The organism is Dyadobacter sp. BHUBP1, from assembly GCF_050587785.1.
Classification (GTDB): domain Bacteria; phylum Bacteroidota; class Bacteroidia; order Cytophagales; family Spirosomataceae; genus Dyadobacter.
Genome location: NZ_JBOBIH010000003.1, coordinates 92,964 through 118,735, shown reverse-complemented (window position 1 = coordinate 118,735; position 25,772 = coordinate 92,964). Strand labels below are relative to the sequence as shown.

13 protein-coding genes are annotated in these 25,772 nt (G+C 50.9%); all 13 read right to left on the bottom strand.

The window, feature by feature from the left end:
• Window positions 1-87: 87 nt before the first annotated feature.
• The 13 genes from ACQ4MZ_RS12710 to ACQ4MZ_RS12650 all read right to left on the bottom strand — a co-directional run bounded on the left by ACQ4MZ_RS12710 (window position 88) and on the right by ACQ4MZ_RS12650 (window position 25,603).
• The gene (locus ACQ4MZ_RS12710) at window positions 88-984 is read right to left on the bottom strand and encodes a sugar phosphate isomerase/epimerase family protein (RefSeq protein ID WP_430845454.1); all 897 of its coding nucleotides are present in this window, start codon (window positions 982-984) and stop codon (window positions 88-90) included.
• A gap of 87 nt (window positions 985-1,071) precedes the next feature.
• Window positions 1,072-2,898 (bottom strand): RagB/SusD family nutrient uptake outer membrane protein, encoded by a 1,827-nt coding sequence (locus ACQ4MZ_RS12705; protein WP_430845453.1) that lies wholly within the window; start codon window positions 2,896-2,898, stop codon window positions 1,072-1,074.
• 27 nt (window positions 2,899-2,925) lie between these two features.
• Complete coding sequence (locus ACQ4MZ_RS12700; protein WP_430845452.1) at window positions 2,926-6,123, bottom strand: SusC/RagA family TonB-linked outer membrane protein; 3,198 nt, start codon at window positions 6,121-6,123, stop codon at window positions 2,926-2,928.
• Between the two features lie 210 nt (window positions 6,124-6,333).
• Entirely contained in the window at window positions 6,334-8,001 is a 1,668-nt protein-coding gene (locus tag ACQ4MZ_RS12695; RefSeq protein ID WP_430845451.1) for a RagB/SusD family nutrient uptake outer membrane protein, read from the bottom strand.
• A gap of 36 nt (window positions 8,002-8,037) precedes the next feature.
• The gene (locus tag ACQ4MZ_RS12690) at window positions 8,038-11,091 is read right to left on the bottom strand and encodes a SusC/RagA family TonB-linked outer membrane protein (RefSeq protein WP_430846398.1); all 3,054 of its coding nucleotides are present in this window, start codon (window positions 11,089-11,091) and stop codon (window positions 8,038-8,040) included.
• A 573-nt stretch (window positions 11,092-11,664) separates the two neighbouring features.
• The gene (locus ACQ4MZ_RS12685; protein ID WP_430845450.1) at window positions 11,665-12,630 is read right to left on the bottom strand and encodes a DUF1735 domain-containing protein; all 966 of its coding nucleotides are present in this window, start codon (window positions 12,628-12,630) and stop codon (window positions 11,665-11,667) included.
• A gap of 11 nt (window positions 12,631-12,641) precedes the next feature.
• Complete coding sequence (locus ACQ4MZ_RS12680) at window positions 12,642-14,438, bottom strand: RagB/SusD family nutrient uptake outer membrane protein (RefSeq protein WP_430845449.1); 1,797 nt, start codon at window positions 14,436-14,438, stop codon at window positions 12,642-12,644.
• Between the two features lie 10 nt (window positions 14,439-14,448).
• Window positions 14,449-17,610, bottom strand: a complete 3,162-nt coding sequence (locus ACQ4MZ_RS12675) for a SusC/RagA family TonB-linked outer membrane protein (protein ID WP_430845448.1) — start codon at window positions 17,608-17,610, stop codon at window positions 14,449-14,451.
• 18 nt (window positions 17,611-17,628) lie between these two features.
• Window positions 17,629-19,476 carry a RagB/SusD family nutrient uptake outer membrane protein gene (locus ACQ4MZ_RS12670; RefSeq protein WP_430845447.1) on the bottom strand — a complete coding sequence of 616 codons (1,848 nt, stop codon included), beginning with the start codon at window positions 19,474-19,476 and terminating at the stop codon, window positions 17,629-17,631.
• A 16-nt stretch (window positions 19,477-19,492) separates the two neighbouring features.
• The gene (locus tag ACQ4MZ_RS12665) at window positions 19,493-23,035 is read right to left on the bottom strand and encodes a SusC/RagA family TonB-linked outer membrane protein (protein ID WP_430845446.1); all 3,543 of its coding nucleotides are present in this window, start codon (window positions 23,033-23,035) and stop codon (window positions 19,493-19,495) included.
• 159 nt (window positions 23,036-23,194) lie between these two features.
• The gene (locus ACQ4MZ_RS12660) at window positions 23,195-24,253 is read right to left on the bottom strand and encodes a FecR family protein (RefSeq protein WP_430845445.1); all 1,059 of its coding nucleotides are present in this window, start codon (window positions 24,251-24,253) and stop codon (window positions 23,195-23,197) included.
• Window positions 24,254-24,337: 84 nt separating this feature from the next.
• The gene (locus ACQ4MZ_RS12655; protein WP_430845444.1) at window positions 24,338-25,060 is read right to left on the bottom strand and encodes an RNA polymerase sigma factor; all 723 of its coding nucleotides are present in this window, start codon (window positions 25,058-25,060) and stop codon (window positions 24,338-24,340) included.
• 156 nt (window positions 25,061-25,216) lie between these two features.
• Window positions 25,217-25,603: a hypothetical protein gene (locus ACQ4MZ_RS12650; RefSeq protein ID WP_430845443.1), complete on the bottom strand. Its 387-nt coding sequence runs from the start codon at window positions 25,601-25,603 to the stop codon at window positions 25,217-25,219.
• Window positions 25,604-25,772: the final 169 nt, after the last annotated feature.

The window sequence follows — 25,772 nt, the reverse complement described above, 5'->3', positions numbered from 1 at the left end:
AAAATGCAAAAGGGCTTCCTATCTAATATCAGTTATTACATTTATAACGAAATATTAATAGGAATACCCCTACAAATACAGTTCGGACTACAATGGATATTTTAAAACCTCGGTGATGTACTTTTTATTGGTTTCGGCGCAAATCAATGGCGTTTTCTCGGGATCAGGAATCCCATCGAGCTCCACTACGGCCCAGCCTTTGAACTTTACTTTATCCAACGCCTTGAAAACCGCAGGTACATCCACCCTGCCCTGCCCCAGTTCCACAAACTTATAGCCGCTTTTGGTCTCGGCGGGTTTGGTATCTTTTAAATGCAGCGAATGCAGAATATCCTTGTACTTGATGATAGCCTCGTGTGGTTCGCCGCCCCCCTGCTTGTAATGCGCGATGTCCAGCAACAATTTGATGTAACGCGGGTCCATGGCCTGAACGATCACATCCACTTCCTCGGGAGTTTCACCGAGCTGGTTCATATGGTTATGGTATACGGCCTGCACGCCCAGGTCGGCGGTCTGCTTGCCGATCTCATTCATCACCTGCGCGAGTTTTTTCAGTTCTTCCACCGATGGAGCGCGGTCTTTCGGACGAAGGCTGTTGGTCAGCTGCAGGGCGTTACCGCCCAATGCCTTCACAAAGCTTGCGTGCGCTACGTGTGTATCCACTGTACTTTGAAATTTAGCGGGGTCAATCTCGACATTACCGCTGGAAAACATACAGAGCGTCAGATTGTTCTTAATCAATGCCGCTTTCAATTCGGAAGGCTTGCTGCGATAGGGAGCGAAGGTATTCGCCCGCAACTGGATGCCCTTGAAGCCCAACCCAGCCAGGTCGGTAATGGCCTGCTCGTCCTTCCCGCCCCAGGTGATTGCAGAGTACCCAATTTTAATATCGCCTTTTTTTATAGCGGCTTCCAGCCAGCCGGTACCTGCGATGGTAGCGGCCATCGCAAGTGAAGTGTTTTGCAGAAAAATCCGTCTGTTCATTTCAGGTTTAGATTAATGTAAAAATCCATAACTCCAGACGACATAAAACAACAATGACCCGCTATTGACGGGTCATTGTGTAGGAATTTATTTCGGTATCTCCGTTAGCGGAGGCACATTCTTCTCATACCCCGCATATCCCTTGTTCTGATTGATCCTTCCCTGCGTGTTTCCGTCGATCGCGGATTGAGGGATGGGCCACAACACGTGGTAGGGACTCATGGTGTACTCGTCGGCGTGGCGCGTTTTGACACCCTTGTTGTAAAAATCGTTCTTCTCCATTATCCTGTCATAGAAGTAATTGTCGTCGGAGAATTTGTCCAGGGTATATGTTTTTCCGTTGGGCGCCGGCTTGCCGGTTTGTGCGAAAATATAGGCAATGCGCGTCAGCTCGGTCTTCCGCGGCTCTTCGAAATACAGCTCCCTTGCGCGCTCGTCGAGAATGGTACCGATATTGATCTTGCCTGCTGCAAGCGGAGCGCAGTTCGCGCGGGCACGCACAACATTCACATCTTCGGCTGCTTTCGCCAGATCCCCTTTCCACGCATACGCTTCTGCGCGCAGGAGGTACGTTTCCGCCAATCTGAACACATACCAATCGGTATTGCCGCCCTGAGGTTGTATGCGCAAGGGATCCTCGACAAATAACTTGTATTGCGGCCAGTCGAACCAGCAGCGTATGGTGTCGATGGTCAGTACCACACCCTCTGCATTTTTGAGCTGCAGATTTTTACCATAATAGCTGTCTTCGCCCTTCAATGCAGGATTGTTGTACAAAATATCCTCCATCCGCATCCAGTTGCCGGGTGCATGTCGGAGGTCGTTTTTGTCGTCCCATATCTGGTTTTGGGAATAATCGGTTGGCCGTAAACGTCCGATCCCACGACCGTATTTCACTACCTGGTCGATCTCGATACCGTAAGTGTCTAACGTGCCGCGTTTTCCGTTCGGTGTGTTAATGTTGTTAAACCAAAGCGGGACAGCATTACGCATGATGAGCATACCGCCCTCGACATTTCCTTCGACATTCAACCGGTCGATCACCAGCATCAGCCCTTCCGTATTCGCTGCAATGGCCTTGTTCTGAGGCCTGTGCAGGTCCCAGATCACGTTCCGGGTCGCGTCATTTGCAGTGGCTCCGAACCGGGAAGTCATCAGTTTGTGCGTACCTCCGTCGATCACATTCGTCGCAGATTTGATCGCGTCGTCAAACAGACCCAATGCAAGATTCACCTTCGTCAGCAAATGGCTCACCGAGCCTTTGTTTACGGTTCCCTTGTCGGTTACTGCCGGCACCCATTGCTCGGCGAATTCGAGGTCTTCCTTCATTTTTTTAAGGATTACCTCCCGTTTTGTGGTTTGAAAATCGAGTTTCGGACCGTTAATTTCTTTCAGGATCAGCGGCACATCACCGAACTGCTGCGTCAGCCGGTAGTAGCGCGCAGCGCGGTGGAAATAGGCTGCGCCCAATAACTCGTTTTTCTCCTGCTCGTTTTTGTAAGTAGGCAAATCAATGCGGGAAATGGCCGTGTTGGCATACTTAATCCCTTTATAGCCTTCCAACCAATACCAGCCGATGCGATTGTAATCGATGTGGTTGAGCTGCGCATCGGGTGTAATAAGGAGGTTCAGGTTTTGCGCCGGGCCCGATTTATCGGTCGTACCCTCTACGGCGATATCCGAGAAAATCGATTCGGTAATCATCGGCATTGCGTCGCCATACCATTCCAGCCGAAGGTTGCGCTCACAAGCGACGAGCGTCGCTTTCAACCCGCCAAGATCTTTGAATGTCAGGTCCGGCTCATAAAACGAAAGCGGTTCGGGTTTCAGCCATGTCTCCTTGCAGGACGTAATCGCCGTCCCTGCGCCCAACAGGATCAATGCCAGTATATATTTTGAAGCTTGATTAAACATAATCCATGCAGTTTTGTGTGATAGTGATTACAGGGTAATGTCCAGCCCGATCGTATAAATGCGTGGGCTCGGTACCGATGTGGCTAAGCTATTGTTAGTTGTTCCGTTCGTGCCATTTTCGGGGTCCCAGAAATTCCATTGCGGTGCCCAGAAGCCGATGTTGCGGACATTACCATAAATGCGCAGATTTTGAACGGCCACTTTCTGCGAAACGGCTTTCGGCACAGTGTAAGCCACGGAAAGGTTTTCAAACCGGACAAATGATTTGCTTCTGTAAACCGCATAACCCGTTGCCGATCCCTCGCTGGAATACAATCTCGCCCATTCGTTCTGCCGGTTTTGCTCGGTCCAGTAAGGGAACACGTAGGAGCTGGTCCGGTCTACGAAGCCATCGCGGTTTTTCATCTGGTTAAAAGTCCCTTTCTGTCCCCAGTAGGAATAGATCATAAACGAAACATCCAGGCTTTTGAAGAGTTTGAACTCGTTGCGGAATGTCCACCGGAAACGCGGGGAAGTGTAACCCAGAAACTCCTTGTCGTCGTTGGTAAACTTGCCGTCGTTGTTCACATCTTTCAGCTTGAAATCTCCCGGTTTTACACCGTATTTGGCAGCTTCGGCTTCCTCCTCTTTCTGCCAGACACCCAGGATGCGGTAGTTCCAGATTTCGTCGAGCGCATGACCAATAAACCAGCGGTTGGTAACATCATCCGCTTCTCTGCGGCCGGTTATCTTGCCATTACTGTCTTTGATGTCAACCATATTGCCGTACAAATGCACGATTTTGTTGCGGTTGAGCTGGAAATTGAATGTGCTGCGCCACGTAAAGTTTTCACGCCGCATATTATTCGTGTTCAAGCTGATTTCCAGCCCTTTGTTCCGCACTTCGCCCAGGTTATCCCAAACGTTGTCAAATCCCAGCACATTGGGTAATGCACGCTTCACGAGCAAGTCCTTGGTGGTCGATTTGTAAAACTCGACGTTCCCCTCTACCAGGTTGTTGAACAATGCGAAGTCAAGTCCAACATTCAATGCATTTGTCTTCTCCCATTTCAAATTCGGGTTTGCCATCCGGCTTACGTAGAGTTGACTGACCTGATACACAGTGCCATCCGGTTTCACATGCAGGTATTTGCCGCTAGCGAGGTCGGCCAGGGCGTCGTAGCGCGGGATGTCGCGGTTGCCGTTGTTTCCGTACGAAAGCCGCAGTTTTCCATAGCTGAGCCATTTAGAGTGCAGGAACCCTTCGTCCGTAAACACCCACCCTACTGCCGCTGATGAAAATACCGCCCGCGGGTTCTTCTGCCCAAAAGCGGAGTAGCCATCCCGCCGGCTCGACAGTGTCAGCATGTATTTGTCCTTGAACGAATAGAACAGGCGCGCCATCAACGCGTCGCCGGTGCTGGTCTGGTCGTCGGTATAGACCACCGGCAAGCCGCCTGCCTGGATATTATGATACCCGAGAACGTCCGTCGGGGCAAAGCCTTTGTTGGAAATACTGTCGCGCCAGCTTTTGAAGCCTTCGGCATTCGCCAGGAAAGTAAGATCAATCTGATGCTTTCCGGCGATCGTCTTGTTCCATTTAAGGATATTGTCGACCTGCCAGTTGAACACGGTCGAGTCCTTGCGCGAGGCCCGGCCACCCTCGGCAGCCCATTCGGCGTGCTTGGCGGATTCGGCATTATAGCGGTGTGTATAGTCGAAACGGGGCGTAAAATTGATTTGATAAGTAAACCCGAGAGGCAGGCTTACTTTGGCGAACAAAACGGAATTCAATGTTTGGGCACCCTGGTCGCGACTGATAAACTGGCGGGCATAGTAAGGATGATTGCCACCGCTGGCCTCTCCATTGGGTCGCCACGCATAATTGCCATTTGCATCGAATTCCGAACCCCAGGGCGAAATTGTCCGCGCCAGATCGTAGTTGACAGGTACCTGGCTTTCGTCGCGCCGCGCAAATTGCGTGTTCATTCCCACCGACAAATGTTTGTTCACTTTACCTTCAATGTTCAGGCGTGCGCGGACAGTACTGTATTTGTCACCTACGATAATGCCTTCATTATTCAGGTAACCCAAAGACATATAATAGGAAACGCGGTCGTTGCGCCCGGAAAGGCTTACAGTATGATCTTGCCTGAAACCTTTCTGAAATACTTTGGAATACCAGTCCACACTTTTGCCATCCTTGTAATTCTGGATTTCGATGGGCTGCATGCCCAGTCGCTGAAGCCAAACCGTCGTCGGATCGCCCGTGGAGCCGTCGTAGGCCAGCCATTGGTCGAGGGTTACACCGGCTGGAAGATGATTCGGATCGGCGAAGCGCGCAGGCTCGGCCGTGGCATTGATATTCCGCATTACTTCCTGCCGCCAACTGATGAATCCCTGCGGACTGAGCACCGGCTGGTTCCTGGCTACTTCCGCGAACCCGAAATTACTGTTGATATTGATGACCGGCTTGCCTTCCTTCCCTCTTTTGGTTGTGATGAGGATAACGCCGCTGGCCGCCTTAGCCCCGAATACAGATGAGGAGCTTGCGTCTTTCAAGACATCAATCGTCTCGATATCATTGGGATTGACATCTTCCAAACCACCATTGTAAATCGTACCGTCGAGTACGATCAACGGGGTGGAACCTGCATTGATAGAATTCTGCCCCCGCACCGAGACACTCCCGCCGCCTTTAGCCGAGGTCGAAAATCCGACATTCATACCCGGTACATTCCCCCGCAAGACATCCTGTACCGACTGCGGGTTCTCGTTTTCAAGCCGGGTCGCGTTCACCTGTGACACGGCGCCTGTGAGGTCCCGTTTCTTTTGTGTTCCGTAGCCGACCACTACGACTTCGTTCAGCGTTTTCAGATCCGTGGCCAGCGAAATGTCTACGACACTCGCATTACCCGTTTCCTGCTCCTGCGTGACATAACCGACGGCCGAAAATACCAATACCGCCGAGTTACCGGCGATCTCGATCTTGTACTTGCCATCTGCATTGGTTGTCGTGCCCTGGTTGGTTCCTTTGACAACGACCGTTACACCTGGAATAGGCGTATTTCCTTCTTTGGCCAAGACGGTACCGGTAATGGTTTTCTCGGCTCGCATTACATGGCCAAGCTCCGCGACCGGGTTCGCGACGACACTGGCGCACAGCAACGGGTACATGCATATCGCACAAATGCATGCTCCGATCGCGCGTCGCAAGGAGGTGAAAAATCCTTTTGTGATGTGCATAGGTAAGTGGATTAAGATGATGTTATAGGTGAAATATACCACCCTGACGCCACCGATTCCAGCCCGCCCGCACGCAGAATAAGTCCTAATTTTCAGCCGGATAATACCATTGATTCTTCGGTAGCTTTTTTTTTAGAGCCCCCTCTCAAAAACAAAAGAGGATGGCGGCACAAGGCAACCATCCTCTTGATCTGCTATTTTCGAAACCGATCAGTATCCAGGGTTCTGAGGGAACACCGACTTGCCGTCAGATGTTTTCGCGCTCCGGTCAATCTGTGTCTGAGGGATCGGTCTCACCACATGGTAGGCCTGGATCGCAGAAGCTTGCGGGTTATATTTTTTCACTCTTTCCACAAGCAGTCCCCAGCGTTTAAGGTCTACCCATCGGGTTTGCTCACCGGCCAGCTCCCGTGCACGCTCCTCGATGATCGTCTCCATCGTAAGGTCTTTGGCGTCGATCAGCATTTTGTCCTTTTTACCCGGCCAGCCCGCACGGTATCTTACCATATTAATCGCTTCGGCAGCGCCAGCTTTATCGCCCGATTGCAGCAATGCCTCGGCAAGCATCAGATAAACGTCCGCCAGACGCACTACGTAATAGTCGCGGCTTCCTTGTTCATAAGTCATGTCAGGGCGTTTTGAATCGAAGAACTTCTGCAAGGTTGGGAATAAGGCTTCCGAATATTTGCTGGGTACAAGCACCTGGTATTTTTTCGTGGCGCGTACCTCTTTGGTCATTTCATAGCCCGGAATAAAGATCGCCGTATCGCCGGCAGCAAACGTCACCTTTGTTTTGGAATCATCGAATGACGCCGCATTGTAGGTTCCGGGGTTGTTGGACAACCATGTGTCGCGGAAAGTCTTTTTGTAGCGCGAGTCGTTGACGCGATCGGCGAAGACGGTATTGAGCAGGTATTCGGTCGGTCTCAGACGTTTGAAGGGGCGGCCCCAATAAACGTCCCGCTTCATGCCCGGCTGCACATCGTACTGCATCCCGAAATAGAGGTGCAAGCTGTTGCCGGTTCCGTTCGTCAAAGGGTCGGTAGTGTATTGTACTGCAAATACGACCTCGCTATGGTTCTGGTTGTTTTCATCGAATACAGCCGAGAAATCGTCGAGCAGTTTGTAACCATATTTGGTAGAAACCTCTTTTAAAAGATCGGCAGCCTTGGTAAAATCGTCTGCCGCTTTTTCTGTTGAATACGCTTTTGCCAGATACACTTTCGCCAGCAACGCCTGTGCGTGAGGCTTGGTAGCGCGGCCATAATCGCTGGACTGTGCTTTTGCTTCCAGATCGTTAACCGCATCACTCAGATCCTTAATGATCGCCGCATACATTTCCGCATCGGTTGCACGCTTGGTTTCCTTGGTAGGAACCAAAGTTTCAGTCAGGCGAAGATCAACGCCACCATATTGCTGGTGCAAGAGATAGTAGTAATGCCCGCGCAGGAATTTGGCTTCGGCAACACGCAGTTTCTTTACATTATCTGCAACACCGGTCACATTCGGGGCGCGTTCGATCACCGCATTACAGGTGTTAATACCTCTGTAAAGCTCGTCCCAGGTCGTTGCCAGGTAATCTACGGTCGGGTTCAGCTGGCCGTCATAGAAATGGAAGCCTTTATAACCGCCATCAGCACCTGTTGCATAGATATCCGTACCATATTCGGTCAAAGTCAGCCCCTGCTGGGTTGCGTAGTAAAAACGCAGCGACGAGTACGCCGCTTTCACCCCATCTTCAAATCCCTTAGCGGTGTTCAAATAGTCGTTACCGACACCGGAGATGATCTTCTCGTCGAGCACATCCTTACACCCCTGCCCTGCGAGCATCAATGCTGCCATACCGCACACCACAATCGATTTTCTTATATTTTTCATTTGTCAGTATCTTTTTAAAATTTCAAAACCAGGCCGTTAGAATTTCGCGTTCACACCAAATGTGATCACCATTGTAGCTGGGGTTACGCCTGTACCACCTGCTGCGAGGCCGGTTGTTTCAGGGTCAACGCCGTTGTATTTGCTGCGGTATTTTGCCCAGATAAACGGCTGCTGAATGCTTGAATACAAACGAAGCGACTCCATTCCCAGCTTTTTCGACATTTCCGGTGTAAATGTATAACCCACATTCACGTTTCTCAATTTCACGAACGTTCCATCGAAGTAGGTAAGCGTGCTGCCGTACACGGGGAACTCCTGGTTGCTTTTCGGACGAGGGAATTCATTAGTCGGGTTGTTTGGCGTCCAGTAATCCACTTTCATTTGCTGATAGCGGCCAGCCAGCGCATTGTTGTTCCTGTGGAACTCGCTGCGGATCAGGTTACCTACACGTGCAAAGAAGAAGAACGAGAAGTCAAAGCCTTTGAAATTGAAACGGTTGGTAATACCTGCGCTGAAATCAGGCACGTCGGAGCCAATGATCTCGCGGTCGTTCGCATTGATTTTGCCGTCGCCATCGATGTCTTTGATCTTGATCTGACCCACTTCGCTGTTAACCGCTTTCGCAGCATCCGCTTCGTTAGTCTGCCAGATACCGATTTTCCGGTAATCATAAACCGTGCTCAAAGGACGGCCGATGAACCATCCGTTACCGAGATCATCCACTTTTCCATTATAAAGAGACAGGATAGCCTCCGTGTTTTTAGTGAATGTAAAGTCTGTGGTCCATTTGAAACCGCTGTTGGTGTTGATGTTCGTTGTAGTCACACCCAACTCGATACCGCGGTTACGGGTCTCACCCACGTTGCGGGTAACAGCGTTGAAACCGATCGATCCCGGAAGCTGGTCAGACAAAAGCAAATCGGTGGTGTTGGTTTGGTAAAACTCCAATGAACCTTGTACACGTCCCCGAACCAGGCTAAAATCAAGACCTACGTTGGCAGTAGCAGATGACTCCCAGCGCAAATCGGCATTTCCGATCGTCCCGGGGCGGTAACCGTACGCCGCCGTTGTGTTCCATGCATAGCTGGTACGGCCCAGGAACGCCTGTGTCTGATAAGGGGCCAAACCGGTGTTACCCACTTTACCCCATCCTGCACGTACTTTCAAAAGGTCAATCCAACTGATGCCTTTGAGGAAATCCTCGTTACCGATATTCCAACCTACCGCAATACCCGGGAAGTTACCATACTTGCTGTTTTCACCGAAACGGCTCGAACCGTCACGACGCATTGTCAAAGTAACAAGGTATTTGTCATTGTAATCGTAGTTCACACGTCCCATGAACGAATTGATCGTCCATTCAACCAGCCCGCTAGTGGGAGAAAATACGGTTGTTGCTGCGCCCAGGTTATAGAAAGATTGCGTTTCAACAGGTACTCCCTGCACCGACGAGGTGAATGCTTCCGTGCGGTCACGCTGAATAGAATGCAGCAAAGTGACATTCAGGTTATGCTTGCCTCCGAAGGTTTTGGTATAATTCACAATGTTTTCCAGTGTCCAGTTGAAACCGATTGCGTTGCCGGTATTGGCTTGTGCATCCCCGCCCTTTCTGGCATTGGTCATCGAGCCGATAAAACGCCCGTAACGATAAATATTGAAGTCCGGACCGAAGTTTACGCGGTATTTCAAACCCGGCAGGATACTGAACTCCGTATAAAGGCTATTGAAAATACGGTAACGCTTCATCTGATCAACCTGTGCTCCCTTCACCAGTTCCGCAAGCGGGTTGGTCAGCAAGGCGTCGTTGGTAGGCGAGAAAATCAGCTTGCCGTTTTCATCGTACGGCACCGCAAGCGGGTTCTGGTTGATCGTCATCCCGTAAGTATTCAGGTTCTCACCGTTACGGATGCTGTTCATCATGTAGGAAGAAAGACCAACTTTCAGCCATTTATTCACATTGTGGTCGATATTCGCACGCAGCGAGAAACGGGTGAAGTTTGCTTCTTTCACAACCCCCTTATCCCGGAAATAACCGCCGGAAATGTAGAATTGGGTGCGGTCGCTCCCCCCCTGGATACCCACTGAGTGGCTCTGCATCATGCCGGTGCCCACTACGAGGTCCTGCCAGTCGGTACTGGTACCATTGGCGATACCTTTGGCCACATTAGGGTCACCTCCGAGTACTGCCACTTTTGCATCGGCTTCTGCATTGATCACCCCTGTCGGGATGGCGTTGCCGGCAGCATCTTTATAACCGCCAGTCGCACGGTACGCTTCGCGCACGAACTCGGCAAATTCGGGGCCGCTAAATAGTTTTACTTTATCGAGTGCTTTGGAAACCCCCGCATAGCCATCGTAGCTAACGGTCGTTTTGCCTTTCACGCCACCACGCTTGGTGGTCACGATCACAACCCCGTTCGCACCGCGCGAACCATAGATCGCTGTGGCGGTAGCATCTTTCAAAACTTCCATCGACTGGATATCGCTGGGGTTAATATCTTCATAGCCTCCCGCCAAAGGAATACCGTCCACCACATACAAAGGATCGTTACCCGCATTGAACGAACGACGACCACGGATCAGGATTTTCGGCACTGTTCCCGGCTTTGAACCCGACTGCGTCACGTCCACCCCGGCCGCGCGTCCTTGCAGCGCCTGCCCAAGGTTGGTAATAGGCATTTCATTAATCTCTTTTGAACCAACGGACGAAATAGCACCCGTCAGCTGGCTCTTCTTTTGCGTACCATAACCCACAACCACGACTTCCGTTAATATCTTCTGATCGCTGGCGAGTACAATGTCCACCACGCTTTTATTTCCAACAGTGACTTCCTGCGTTACGAAACCGACTGCTGAAAACACGAGGACCGCATTGTCTTCCGGAATACTGATTTTGAAAGTACCATCGGCATCGGTATTGGTGCCGCTTTTACTTCCTTTGAGTACTACCGAAACACCCGGAACCGGAAGGTTGTCCTCCACGGAAGTCACCTTGCCTGAAACTGTCCTGTCGATAACTCTGATGGTCGGATTTGAAGGCCTCATCGCAAAGGCCTGCCCTGTAAAACCCGTCATCACCGCACCAGCCATTGCCCAACGCATCATACAGTGGCCAATACTTGTAAAGTTTCTTTTCATACGCATTGATTGTTTAACCATTAATAGTAGTTCACCATAAACTGTCAATTCTGACGATCACTCGATAGATTACCCTTACAAATAATTATATTTTTTCCATCAATAGTTACAAATAGACATAGAGTTACTTAACACAGATTTGTAACTAATCTGTTAAAATATTTTATCTGGAAGAGGCTTAGGGATGATAAGATATTTTTGATTTCCGGGCGTAAGCCCATTTGAACAATTCCAATAAGCCTATTTATTGTACCAATAGTACCATTCGGAAATCTTTCGGAGAATAGAGATTCGGGAAGAAAATTGAAAACGATCCTGGAAGTTTATTTATGCAATCGTTATCGGGAACGTTGCCAAAATAGGCTCGTTTCAATATTTTATTATAAAATATTCACACAAATGAATACAAAAATGCCATATCTGCCGGGCAAGGCTCTTCAAAATATTGTACTTAAACAATATTAAGTAAGAGTATTACCAAACAGATACGGCACTTGGTCTGTTGTTGAAGCGGTAACCTGACACCTATTTATAATGGTCCGGATTTTCGTCCTGCCACTCGTTCACACCGTCGCGGATACGGTTCCGGAATGTCAGCGTGTCCTGTGCGAACGAGGTGGTACCATCCTCATTTTCATACTTATAACTCAGAAACAACTTCCGCTCCTGCAACAGCTTTGCCCGGTTAAAAGTACTCGCTCCGTCGGGCTTCACATTGACCGTAGAACCATCGGCTTTGCTGATTTTAATCGCATTTCCATCGAGCGTAATCTTAAACGAGCCCTCCTGGTCGCTGATCATGTTGGTCACGAGTGCATCAGGCGCCACGGTTTTCAGTTTGAAAATCTTGGCTTCCGGCGAGGGGATGGTTGTATAATACTTCACGGTCTTTATCACTTTGCCCGCGGCGTCTTTCACAGTCGTCACACCTCCATGCCAGTAGTTCCCGAAAAGCATATTCTCATATTTGAGTGCCACCACAGCGGACCGCTTGGCGCGCACGATCGAATCGGCGTCGGCGGAGGTAATGTAGAACGGGATCGCATAGCCTGCGCGGATTGTAGCGGTGTCTTTCAGAAACCGGGCGGAATCGGCCTTGATTACCACCGAGCCCATATGCGTGCCTGCCTTGATCACCATTCTGGAATTATCCGAAATCGTGAAGTAATCGGCAGGAAGCGGTTTCAGCGTATCGACGCCGCTGACCGCTTCACGAATATAGCCTGCGCCGGTTTTCATCGCTTCCAGCACATCCGCATTAACCAGCGATGCATCCATTTGAAAACCTACCACGCGGTCCTGCCTGTTCTCGCGCACACCTGCGAGCGCAGCGCCTACCTCTATGGTCATACCCTCCCCTACCACGAACGTACGCGCGTTGGTCTGGTACATGAAATAGACTGAGGTATAGTCGAAATCCTTGATGTAATCGTCATAGCAGGCGCTCAGGGCCATAGTCAGCCCGAGGACAGCAGCAATTCTTTTTTTCATAGCATTTATATTTATTTCCAGGCTTCCCAGCCATCGTTTTGTACCAGGTTAGACATTCTAAGTACTTCGTCATATGGAATCGGCAGAAATGCGGATCGGTATGACCGTGCTTCCACCACTTCGTCGAGTTTGTATTCAAAAGATCCGTCCGAATTACGGGTGATTCTCGCCATTCGTACGGGTTTGTTTAGTTCGGTAAGGTTGGTCGTCCAGCGGCGCAGGTCGAAAAAGCGCATGCCTTCGAAACAGGTTTCGATCCTTCTCTCATTTTTGATAAACCCGTCAAAAACCGCTTTGCCTTTGGAAGCAGCCTCGGCCAGGTACGGATCAGAGGTGAAGCCCTTCCCTCCGTCGGTATTGTCTTTCTTACGAAGGTACTCGATCGCATCCCTGGCCGACATACCATATTTGCCGCCATCGGGACCTTCTACCTGATTGGCAGCTTCCGCGAACGTAAGCAGCATGTGTTCCCAACGGATGAAGAACTTCGAATGTGGCTGGCGGTTGATGGAATTATCCGACCAGTTCAACCCCATGAATACCATTTTCTTAATATGGTAATTGGTACGGCTGTTCACCGCCGGACCGGCGGCATCCTTGGCATTCTGCCAGTTTTCGAAAGTATACATCACCTTATCGCTATTGATTTTCACAGCCCTGGCATTGTTATGGAAAATCGTGGCGTAAAAGCGGGGATCACGGTCGGCGTAGGGGTTTGCCGGGTCGTATTTGCTGCGGGGATCCGTAATGGGGTAACCGTTCTTCATCGGGAACGCATCCACCAGGTCCTGCGTCGCTCCCACCGAACCGGTGCCCTGAAAACCGCCGGGATAGAACATCCGCTCCATGGCATCATTCGCATTGTTATAGCGCGATGCCCAGATAATCCCGGGGAAGTTGGGATCAAACCAGTTTACCGCCTTTGTTGGATTGAAGCCATTAGTCACGGCGTCGGTCTTCATTTTGAAATCGATCACCTCCCTCGCATTCTGAGCGGCAAGGTCCCAGCGCGTCATGTCGTTCGACGGGTTAAAGCGCGGGCTGGCCCAGGTAAGGTATACCAATGCCTTGATGGCCCGCGTGGTAATGCCATCCATCCGCCCCCAATAGCGCCCTCCGGCATAAGCCCGGTCATTCACGTCCTTGACCAGGAAATCACGGTGAGCGACGGGAAGGTATTTATAGGCCGAATCGCAATCGGCGATGATCTGCTTCACGCAGTCGTCGTATGTGTTGCGCGCGAGGTTCGTTTCTGCTTTGATATCTACCGGTTCCAGCACGATCGGGAAGCCCATTAGCTGCCCGTTGGCCGTTCCGCCGAACTTTTGTAGCAAATCCCATTGAAACCAAGCCCGCAATGCAAACGCTTCGCCTTGCAAACGGTTTTTTACAAGACTATCCAGATGCGGGTCTACCAGAAAGCGGGTATTGTAACCCCGGCGGTCTTTGAGGAAAAGATTTAAAAGATAAATAGAGCGGTAATCCCTGTCCCAGTAGGTCCTGAACGGATCGAGGCTGGTAGGCATAGCACCCACTGCGAGGCGATTGAGCGGATGGGTGGTGCTGGTAATGACCACGTCATCGGTAGCGCCGTCGAGGAAAACGCCTTCGTTGTCGTTGTAATTGCGGGTCATGTTATCGTAGCACTGGCCCACAAGCCCCTGCACCATATCCTGGTATTTCCAGATGTCGTCCGTGGTTCTGTTGCCATTCGGATAAGGTTCCAGGTAATCGACACACGACGCGAGCCCCAGCATCGCGATGGTCAGGGAAAGGATATTTTTGATACAAAATGATTTCAAATGCATAGCTCTGGCTTTAAAATGTCAGTTTAACCCCTCCCGAAAATGTGCGGAACAACGGATAAGCGGAAATGCCCGAGTTCACTGATTCCGGGTCTACTTCTTTGATTTTGGAGAATGTAAGCACATTGGCCCCGCGTACATACACGCGTATGCCGCGCGCGGCGATTATATTGCCCAGCCTAACCGGCACATTATAGGCCAGCTCCACATTCTGGATCTTGAAAAACCCGCCATCGCGCAGCCAGAAATCGGAAGACACGAAATTGTTGTTAACCTTATAGTAGGTAAGCCGCGGATACTGGCCTCCTATATTTTCCTTCACAAAATCGGAGTAGTTGTTGTCACCCCAGCCATTCCAGAAATACTTATTGGTGAAGGGAATCTGATAGAATGCCCGGCCCGTACCAATAGCGGTCAGTTCCAGATTCCGGAAGGCAAGTTTGAGGTTCAATGCGTAGACCAGGCGTGGCGCCACATTGCCGATCCGGCTCTGGTCGTTGTCATCCACAACGCCATCGCCGTTCATGTCCCGGTATTTCAGGTCGCCTGCTTTGAGATCTTCGTCGTAAATCTGCGGTATGATGTCGGTTTCTGCATCACTGGCGAACTTGCCGATGTATGTCTGCCCCCAATAGCCATCAGCAGGCGTACCAATGCGCGTCTGATAACCGAAGCGAAAATTAGGTTCATCCCATTTCAGGATTTTGCTGTCCTGCACAGTTGCATTACCGCCGATCGAAAACCGGAACTCTCCCAAACGTTCGGTGTATTGCAACGCGGCCTCCATACCAAAGCTTCTGATTTTATTGTAGTTATACCAGGGCCGGGCAGTAGAGATGCCCGCCACGAGTGGCACGGTATTGGCTAGCTGCGACACGATGCCGTCGCGCAGGTTATTGAAATAGTTAATTTCAATTGAAAGCCTGCGTTTCAGGAACAAACCGTCAATCCCGATATTGAATTCTTTCCGTTTTTCCCAGGTCAGGTCGGGGTTGCCGATGCGGCCCGGCGAGGTGCGGTAAACCAGGTTGTCGGTATTGCTGCCAAACCATTGTCCGGTCGAATAAGGCCCGAATGCCGTGCCCGTCGAGTTCACGCCCCAGCGGTCGAGATAGTAGAAGGGCGGCAGGAAGCTTTCGTAGCCGAGCATACCGGCTTCCGCCCTGATTTTGAGATAATCAATACCTTTTAAACTTTTAAAAAAGCCTTCTTCCGAAACCACCCAGCTCACACCGACCGCAGGAAACAATGCATAACGCTTGCCTTTATCGAAGCTGTAAGTGCCCGCATAGTTGAGCACGCCATGAAATACATACCGGTCTTTCAGCGAGTACACCCCATTGAACACCGCATTCTGCTGCCGTTGAGGCTCTTCAATCCCGTTCCGGGACAATTTACCCAGGTAATAGGTCAGCCCGGCCTGAATGCTGTGCACATTCCAGCTTTTCTCGTAGCTGAGGTTTTCATAAACCACAAACCGCTGTGAGTAGTAGTCATGCAGCTTCGCCTGACCAGCCATATCCACACCGTCGTGAACTTTTGAGAGCCTGATCGTATCCAGGCCGGTATCGGTTTTCCCGGGCGTTACAATGTAGGCGATGTAATCCTCGGCCTTTCCGATCCGCAAGCTGTTGAACAGGTTGAACCCGGCGTAGGTCGTCGACCTGAGGCCTGGTACCAGCTCTTTCAAATCGTAATCGAAAGTGAGGTTGGAAGCGCCCGTCCGGCCGGTTTCCGTGTAATAGCCATTGTGCATAAGGTTACCGATCGGGTTCGTCTTATAATTGGAACTCACCCCGTACCACGGTGCCACCGGGTTGTCGGCAAATGCTGCATATACCGGAAATGCGATTGGTGGGGTGTTGGTTATGTCGTTCATAACCGAGTTGAACTCCACCAGGTCGAGCGCGGTGTTGGTATTGCCGTCCTCGCTGCTAAAGTTGGCATTATAACCGTAGTTGGCCGATCGCCGAAGCGTAAGCCCCCCGAAAAAGTCGAATTTGACCTTGATAAGGGGATTGATTTTAATGTCGATGTTCGATCGCACATTGATACGGTTGTAATCCGATTTAGCCCCTATCTTGTAAATATCCCCTTCGCCATTGTAGCCCAGGTAAGCATTGTACTGCACCGTCTCATTCCCTCCGGTCGACGACAGGTTTACCCGCGTAAATGGCTTCGAATCTTTCAACATCATCCGCCGGAAATCGACGCTGGGCCGATAGAGATCGTACGGGTCATTCTTTGCATATGCGGCAATGTCATTCTCATTGTACAGCGGCGAGAGCAAACTGTTGGTCCGTGCCACATTATTCAGCTCCGCATATTCCGCCCCCGACGCCCAGCCGGGGAACCTGTCGACCAGGCTTACACCCAGTTCGGCATTCACGCTCAGAATGCGTTCGTTGACCTTTCCTCTTTTGGTTTTAATGTAAATAATGCCGTCCGCTCCTCTCGGTCCGAGCATAGCCTTACCCAGTATGTCCTTGATAATCGTCACCGACTCGATTTCCTGGGGATCGATGGGCATTTCGGTAATGTCGGTCGGGATGTCGTCGATAATGAAAATCGGGCTGCGGCCCCGTGTAGCGAGGCCGATTTTCTCCGTGATCCTGAAATTGCCCAGCTCCTCTTCGGCCGTCAGTCCGGGAGAGCCGTCGCGTTCCACCACTTCCAGGCCGTTGACAAGCCCCGAAAATGCGTTACGGAGATCGTTGGTGGGGTATTTTTCAAGATCCGCGGTTTTTAAAGTCACATAACTCCCTGTGGCCAGCCGCTTCGGGATATTCGCAAATGGCATAGGTATCGCGTCATCGGCTGTGCCGAACAACTTGGCTTTTTTCAGTTCCACCACGCTGTTGGTCACAATATCGCCTACAAGCGACACCGACTTGCTGTAACCGTATGAGGAAACCGTTACAAAATCCTCTGGCAGTGCTTCGAAATCGAAATCGCCGCTTTCATTGGTCTCAGCGTGGATCTGCCCCTCTCCTACCACCACCAATGCGTTCGGAATCGGGTTGCCGCTTTCGTCAGTCACTTTAAGGCTTACATTCACCGGCTTAGGCTTTTTGGCCGGCTTGTCCTGGGCGAGTACACTGCCGCCCCACAGCAGGCAGAGTATCATCATTCCGATAGCCGCCTGCGCTGTATAATGGATTACTTTTTTCATCATTGGATTGAGCGTTAGGGGTTACCAGACTTCGTTAGGGACGAAATTTTTCATTTTGTACATATCTTCCGTGTTGAATGGCAGGTAGTACATCGCTTCTTTCCAGCGCGTCTGGCGATCTGCCGAGAGCGGCATGCGGGTGTACTTAAAGCCCGTCGGGTAAGCAGTGCTCACGGGCACTTTCTCCACATCCATGCGGTAAAGCGTCCCGCCCATTACTTTCGGAGCGTCTTTCCAACGGCGGATATCGTGGTAATAATGCCCTCCTTCGAAGCAAAGCTCGATGGTGCGTTCATTCTTGATGCGCTCGCGGAGCTTCTCTTTCGAACCCGTGTATGCCTGCAACACATCGGGCATACCCGCACGCGTGCGGATGCGATTGAGCGCCTGCAAAGCGGTGAGGGACGAGCCCGGGGCCGCGCCATTCGGGCCGTAGGCTTCGTTGGCCGCCTCAGCGTAGTTCAGATACAATTCCCCGAGGCGGATCAGCGGGTCAGTATATTGCGGTGTGGTTTTGTTGTTCACACTCTGCTCGCCCCAGGTCTTGCGCTCGTAGTAGCCCGTGCGCGTAATACCTGCGTAAGACTGGTCGAGAAGCTGACCGTACACCGCAGCTCCGTCTTTGGTTTCGTAGTAGATTTTGGCGTTACCGTAGCCAGGTACCGGTGCGGTATTGTAGATAATATCAATATAAAAACGCGGGTCGCGGTCTTTGTAGGGATCCTGCTCACTGTAATGCCCTGCGGCAGTGGCGGCCTGACGATCGGCCGGAGTATTCAACGGCTCGCCCCATTTGGTTTCAAATTTATCGACGGTATTCTGGGTAGGACATTCTCCCGACCAGCCTGTTTTCCCGCCTCCGAAGACACCATTCATCTGGCCGTTCAAAGTACCGTCGTTGTAGGTTTTCGTGCCGGCATACCATGCCCAGAGTTGTTCGTTGGAATAGGTGGTACCGATGTAATTCTTCTTGTAGTCGGCAAGCGAAAGCAGGTCGTAGCCATATTTCTCGGCGATCTGAATGGCTTCCCAGTTAGCTTTGGCCGCCGCCTCCCAATCGGCATTGCCCTGCTCGTTGTTCAGCGGGCTAGCCGCATAAAGCAATGCACGCGCTTTGAATGCCTTCGCCGCTACGCCCGTCGGGCGTTTTTGTTCAGGATTGTTCAGGTGCCCTGCTACCCCTGGGCCCGGGTCGCGGCGCATAAGGTCGGCCTGCTCGAAATAGGCGGCGGCCGAGTCCATATCCATTGCGATACGGACGAGCGTCTCTCTTTTCGAAAGTCTTGGAATATCCCATTCATCGTCCTGCCCGATCACTTTGGTAATGTAAGGCATTGGCCCCCATAACCGGAACAGCTCAAAATGCGCGAACGCACGGATAAAGTGCGCCTGGCCTTTGAAATCATTGATATCCACCGGGCTGGCATCTTTGAGCATCCCGATGTTTTTCAAGGTCATATTGCATTTGCGGATAATGGAAAACATCGACCCCAGGATCGGCCGACGCGACGGGTCATAGGTCATTTTGTTGATAATGGCCGAAATCTGGCCGCTTTTGATTACCTGTGCATCCATTACGCGTCCCATGTCGCTCATGTCGGTGAGCGCTTCCATGGTATATTTCTGGTCCCAGAAATCGAAATAGAGTGAATAGCCTGTTTTGATGTTATAGGCACGCCAGGTGGTTCCATCGAGTTTGTTGCCCTCATAAATGCCGTCGAAGAACTTTTTGAAGTTTTCGTATTTGGAAAAAACATCCGCCTCCGTCAGCCCCGACTCCGGCGCTTTGTCCAGATAATCTTCTACGCACGAAGCCAAAAGCAAAATGAACAGCGCCGGTACACACAGTATCGTAATTAATCTTTTCATCGTCTGTTGGTTTGGGTTAGAATGCCGCCCTGATGGCGAATTTTACACTGGTCATTTGGGGATAGAAACCCTGGTTGAAATCCTTCCTTTCGGGGTCGCCCTCAATGAGTTTTGTGAAGGTCCACAGGTTATTGCCGGTCACGAAAAACACCAGGTTGGAAGTGCCAATTACCCGCCGCAGGAATTTGGAGTTGAATGTGTAAGAAGCGTACACCTCCCGCAGACGCAGGTAATTGGAGTTGCGCCAGAACCGGTTTTCAATCATGATATCAAACCCTCTGTCGGCCTCGCCGCCGCCCCAGAAGAGGTTATCGGTACTGCCGCCGCCGGAGTAGTGCAAGGTGGCGTGGTTCGCTCCCGGATTGGTAGGCGTCCAGTAGTCAAGCTGCGAGGCGTGCACGCGCCAGTCACCTTTGATAAACTCGACTTCATAGGGCTGGTTGAACTCTACATATTTGCCCACGTTTCCCTGGAACATGAAGTTGAAATCGAATTTTTTCCAGGAAAACCCTGCCGAAAATGAATAGGTAATGGGCGGATAATCGGAGCCTGGGATCGGGTATTTGTCGAGGTTCGTCACCTTGCCATCCCCATTGTAGTCGAGGAATTTGTAGTCACCTACATTTAGTTTTTGCAGGTCGATGGCGGCCACATTGTTGTGAATATCATCCACCGAAGTGTAATAGCCGCTGCCGGTCAGTTCCACGCCACTGAGCTGCGCACCCAGCGGTTTGCCGGCAGCTTTCTGGTAATCGAAAGCGTAAGGAAGGTCATCTTTGAAAAGAATGCGGTTTTCGTTGAACCCGAACAGCCCTTTTACGAAATAACTAAGGCCCGAGGCCGTGTTGTTCCGATATTCCGCTTCGAGCTCGATGCCGTGCTTTTTTAGCCGCCCAAGATTGAGCTCCTTAAATGAATTACCTACAAGCATGGTCACACTTCGCGGATCGAGGAGCATCTTCTTGCGGCGTTCGTCGAACAAGTCGACACCGAATGTAAAAGTGTCGTTCCAAAAACCTATCTCGATACCGAAATCCCGTTTCCGGGCTTCCTCCCATTGTGAGACAAGGTTCGGGCCAAGGTCTTCGTGGATATATCCGGCATTATCTTTGAAATAATCACTCAGATACAGCCACCGGTTACCCGCGATGTCACTGCCGACTTTACCATCCGAATACCGCAGTTTCAGCTTGCTGATCCACGGGAGGCGGTCTTTGAAGAATTTCTCCTCGGAGACGACCCAGCCAATCGCCCCCGACGGGAAAAAGCCGTACCGCATACCCGGCGCGAAACGCTCAGAGCCTGTGTAGCCCACGTTGAGTTCGAGCAGATATTTGTTGGCATAATCATAGGTAGCGCGGCTTACAAGCCCCTGGTTGTAATAAGGAAATTCGGTGGTTTTATCCTTCTGCTGGCGGTTCACCAGTACCAGCCCGCTCACGTTGTGCTTGCCGAACGCCCGGTTGTAGCTGGCCGAGAGTTCATAGTAAAAATCTTTGTAATAATCATTTTCCAACTCCCCCACATTGATATCCAGCGGCGGTTGCTGGAAAATCTCGTTGCCTTGCCCCGCCCTGAACCACGGGTTCTCTTCGGTCCCGATCTTATCGTAATTGAGCTGGTACTCAGGGAATGAGTAGCTGGCAGTCAGCGACCGATTGCGATAGTAGGTGCTCATCGACACCTTGCCCTTCACTGAGAGCCCCTTGGTGATCGCATCGAGTTTCTGATCCAGTATGAGATCGGTGAACAATTTTGAGTCCAGGTATCTGTTGAACGCCCCCTGGTTCATGGAGGTGTAAGGATTACCGGTAAACTCCCCGAAGTTCATCGCAAGGCGGTCGCCACGGTCATTGGGATAATCCGGATCGGGGACCTGTTCGAGCACCCACGCGGGGAAATAGGCAGGGTAACGCGACGGCCCGGTCGAATACAGGTTCCGCCAGGGCGAATTGCTGGGCTGATTTTTAATGCCGGTTTCTCCCCCCACATTCAGCGACAAGGTGGTGCTGCGGGTCAGGTTAAAGTCAATATTGGTCCGGTAATTGAACCGGTTATACCAATACCGGGTATCGTCGTAGCCCTTGTGATAGGCTTTGAAAAAATCACCCTGGTAGGCGTACCCCAGGGAGGCGAAATACTTGATGAAGTTAGTCCCGCCAGACACATTAAAATTTGCATTCGCATTGGTTGCGAATGGTTTGGTCATCAGATCGAACCAGTTCACGTCCGGATAACGCAGGCCGTTGAGCGGCGTGGAGGGATTCCTGTATTCATTCAATGCGTATTGCGGAATAAGGTCGGTGAACTGCTGGCCGTTCATCAGCGCCTGATTGTACATCGACATCGTCTGGTAGGAACTGATGTGGTCAGGAATACGGGTAGCCTTTGCCAGACCATAAGATGCCGTAAAATCCAGTTTGGGTTTCCCGACCGTCCCGCGTTTGGTCGTCACGATAATAACCCCGTTGGCCCCTTTCGCGCCAAAAACGGCTGTGGCCGATGCGTCCTTCAACACCGAAATGGTGGCGATCTCGTTCGGATCCATGTCGCGGAAATCGCGCTCCACGCCGTCCACCATCACCAGCGGCTGCGAGCCGTTCCAGCTCGAAAGTCCGCGGATCACGATCTCTGAATGGTCGCTGCCCGGCTCACCGCTCTGCTGCATCGTGAGCACCCCCGAAAGCTTGCCCGCAAGTGCATTCGTGACGTTGGATGTACCCGAGCGCATCAGCGCTTTGTTGTCGACCTGCGAAATAGCTCCCACTACGCTCTCCTTGCGCTGCGTGCCGTAACCTACTACGACCACCTCTTCCAGCGCCTTGTTTTCCGGTACAAGCTTCACATCCAGCGACCTGCGGCCGGCCACTTGTATTTCCTGAGAAACATATCCTATATAACTGAATACCAGTATCGAAGCATTGTTCGTAACGGTAATTTTGTATTTACCTTCGGTATCCGTAGAAAGCCCGTTGAGCGTCCCTTTCTCGACGACGTTCACGCCCGGCAGGCCTATCCCGCTTTCGTCCCGGATTACTCCGGCCACCGTCACCGTCAGCGAGGCAATCGCATTGTCCATCACCTGGCGCAGCCGCTGTGCATGATAGGCCTCAACAGAACCTGCGAATGCCTCGGGCCTGCCCGTAGCCGATGCCTTGAACACCGAGGCGCCATTGAGCACTTCGGTAACGGCTTGCTTTTTGGCATTGGAAACATAAATGGTTTCGTTGACCCTGCTGAAACTGAGGCTCGTTTCCTGCGAAATATGTCGCAATAGCTTCCCCACGCTCGCCTGCGGAAAGCTGAGGTCAACCGTTTTGTTCCGTACGAGTTTGTGATCGTACTGAAAGTTGAAATTGGTTTTGTCGTTGATCACCACAAAGGCATCTTCCAGCGGCACGTTGTGCAGGTCGATGGAAATGTAGATTTTCTCAATGCTCTGCTCCTGGGCCCTACCGTCGGAAGCCGACAATAAACCCGCAAAAATGCATTGCAAAACCGTCCCGATAACCGCATACCTAGACATCGCTACAATTTGTCGTAGTAGTTTATATTGCATATTTTTGATCGTTTTGAATTTCACGTTCATTACACGTGACTTTCCCCGTTACCTGATTGAGCGCCAACTCTTAGCACGGGAAAGTCACACGGACCGGTAATCAGCGATGGTTACCGGTTCTTTTTTCAGGAGGTATCGGACCGCATACGGTAGTTTCGGTTATTGGAGTTTGACAATGCTGTTGCTGATCTTATAGGAGAACCGTCCGGGGTAACTCATTACCCCGAGGATATAATCGAGCGGCTTATCCTGGAACTTCCCGCTGAACCGCCAGTCGGCATCCATGCGCACGTCGGGCGCCACCTCGAATTTCACACCGTACCAGCGTTCCAGTTTGAGAATGGTCGAATGAAAGTCCGATTTCTGGAAGTATAGCATACCATCTTTCCAGCCTATCTGCTCCTTTTCGTCGTAGGTGCTTACGATGAGTTCGCCGGCTTCTTTCTGGAAAGTCGCCATTTCACTTTTGCTCAGGAAAACACATGCATTCTGGTCTTCCGAGCCTATTTGGGCATTTACTTTCACCCTACCACTCACCACCGCCACTTGCACGGCTTTATTTTCGGGATAGGCGCTGATATTGAATGAGGTACCCAGCACTTTGGTTACCACGCCGCCGGTCGTGATCACAAAGGGCTGCTTTTCGTTCCGCCTGACATCGAAGAATGCTTCACCTGAGAGGCTTACTTTACGGACATCCTCTTCAAATTCCTGAGGATAGGAAATCGATGAGCCCGCATTGAGCATCACATGGGTACCATCGGGCAGCACGAGCTTACGCTGCTGGCCGTTTGCCGCCTTGTGCTCCACGGGTATATAAGCCGAGGCCGGGCCATGATGACCGGTGAGGTAGCGGTTTACAAAGAAAAATGCTCCTACGACTACGCAAGCGGCCGCAAGGAGTCTCCAAATCCAGGTGAGATTGATGCCACGGGATGGTGTTTCGTTTTCTTTCGCAGCCTCGGAAGCGGCCATGGAAGATTCGAGCCGTTTCCATTGTTGCCCGATGTCATGATCCGATATGGATCTCCCCTGAAAATGCAGGGCGAGGACAATTTTCCGGGCTTTTTCGATTTCTGCATGGCGGGACGGGTTGGCAACAAGCCATTTCTCCCACAGATGGTCTTTTTCGGGGGCGGTGCCGTTGAGCCACGCACGAAAATCGTCGTCGAGGACGAAATCCTTGTAGCCGAACCGGTCATATTTGTGCGCTTCCAATAGGATAATATTTATTCTTTACTTTGACAAAGCCAGAATAAACAGGAAGTGACCCTCGACCGGTTAAATTTTTTGTAAAAATTTTTATACAAACTCCTTAATAACTTCTACACCATCCACCATGACGCTTCCGGCACCCAGTAATGCCATGTAAACGCCCAGCACAAAAGGTACGTCACGTCCCTGCGGCGCGAGTTCTTCATTCAATGCATCCAGTGCTTTGTAAATAAGTTTGTAAACAGCGCGGGTAGAAATATTCATGATCAGTGCGATCTCAGCGAACGACTGTTCGTTGTAAAACCGCAGGTATAATGCCTCCTTCTGCCTCGCAGGAAGGTTTTGAATCGCATTCTGCAATGAAAGCACATTTTCTTTGAGCGTCTGGTCGTGGATCATCTGCATTTCCACCGATAGTTCGACGTGAAAAAGCGAATCCTCATCACCGAGCGTGACTGTCATCGAACTCGCCTTTGCCCGTTTAAGGATCAGCCGGCGAAGGGATGCCAGCAGGTAATTCCGGATAGAATCCGAATTACCTAGAAACGCTTTTCGCTCCCATATATTCATGAAAAGGATCTGAATGCAGTCTTTCACCTCTTCGTCGTCTTTATTGAAACGAAGCCCGTAATTGAGCAACGATGGATAATAAAGCCTGAAAATCTGTTCGAAGGCCTCCCCGCTCCCGGCCCTCAGCATATTCCAGAGGGGTGAGACCGACTGCCCGGACGACTGAGGTGTGACAGCTTCGGATACAATGGCGTCAGCCGGATCCAATTTCCGGTTGTTAGTCAGGTTTATAGCTTCCATGCTCGCTGAGATTGGCCAATTTTTTCGGTTTAGGCAACCATTGGCAATATGTAACTGCACAATGATTTTTAGGTGACGCAGAATTCTCCCATCACCCTTAAAAAAGTCAATATTTTTCAGGAAATAATAAAATCAGAAGCAGGAAGGCGGATGGGCCTAGTGGTTTCCTAATATAAAGTAAAAGATAAAAAGGAGAAATGTGACCGACATCAGGATCAGCACGATGTTACCGGTCGAGAGGCCGCTAACGGGACCATCTTGCGCATTCTTTCTCGAATCACGATCCCCCATAATGTCGAGCGAGTTCATGATCCGGCCCCAGATGGAATTCACATCCTGGCTGGAAAGGCCGTCGGGCTTCCAGTCGGAGGCAATGAGTACCAGCTCACGGGCTTTGGCAACGGTATCCTTCTGCGCGGGGTATTTGAGTATCCAGTTTTCCCAAAACGAGCGGATTGGCGGATCATCAGGAAACCGTACCCATCTTATGAAGAGGTTTTCCATTGCCAACTCCTCAGCCGATAACTCTGAAAACGGTTTCATCGATATTAGTAGATTGAATTTTAGAGCTTATCAAACCTAAATCCGGATTTAAACCATCCTCGGCATTATTTGTTTGTTAAGCTTTATGTCTAAAAAAGGAGGCCTTTCGGGGTTTATACTCACTTTTGGAGGAGTTAGAAAATTATTCCCAAAAAAGCCATCCTGTACT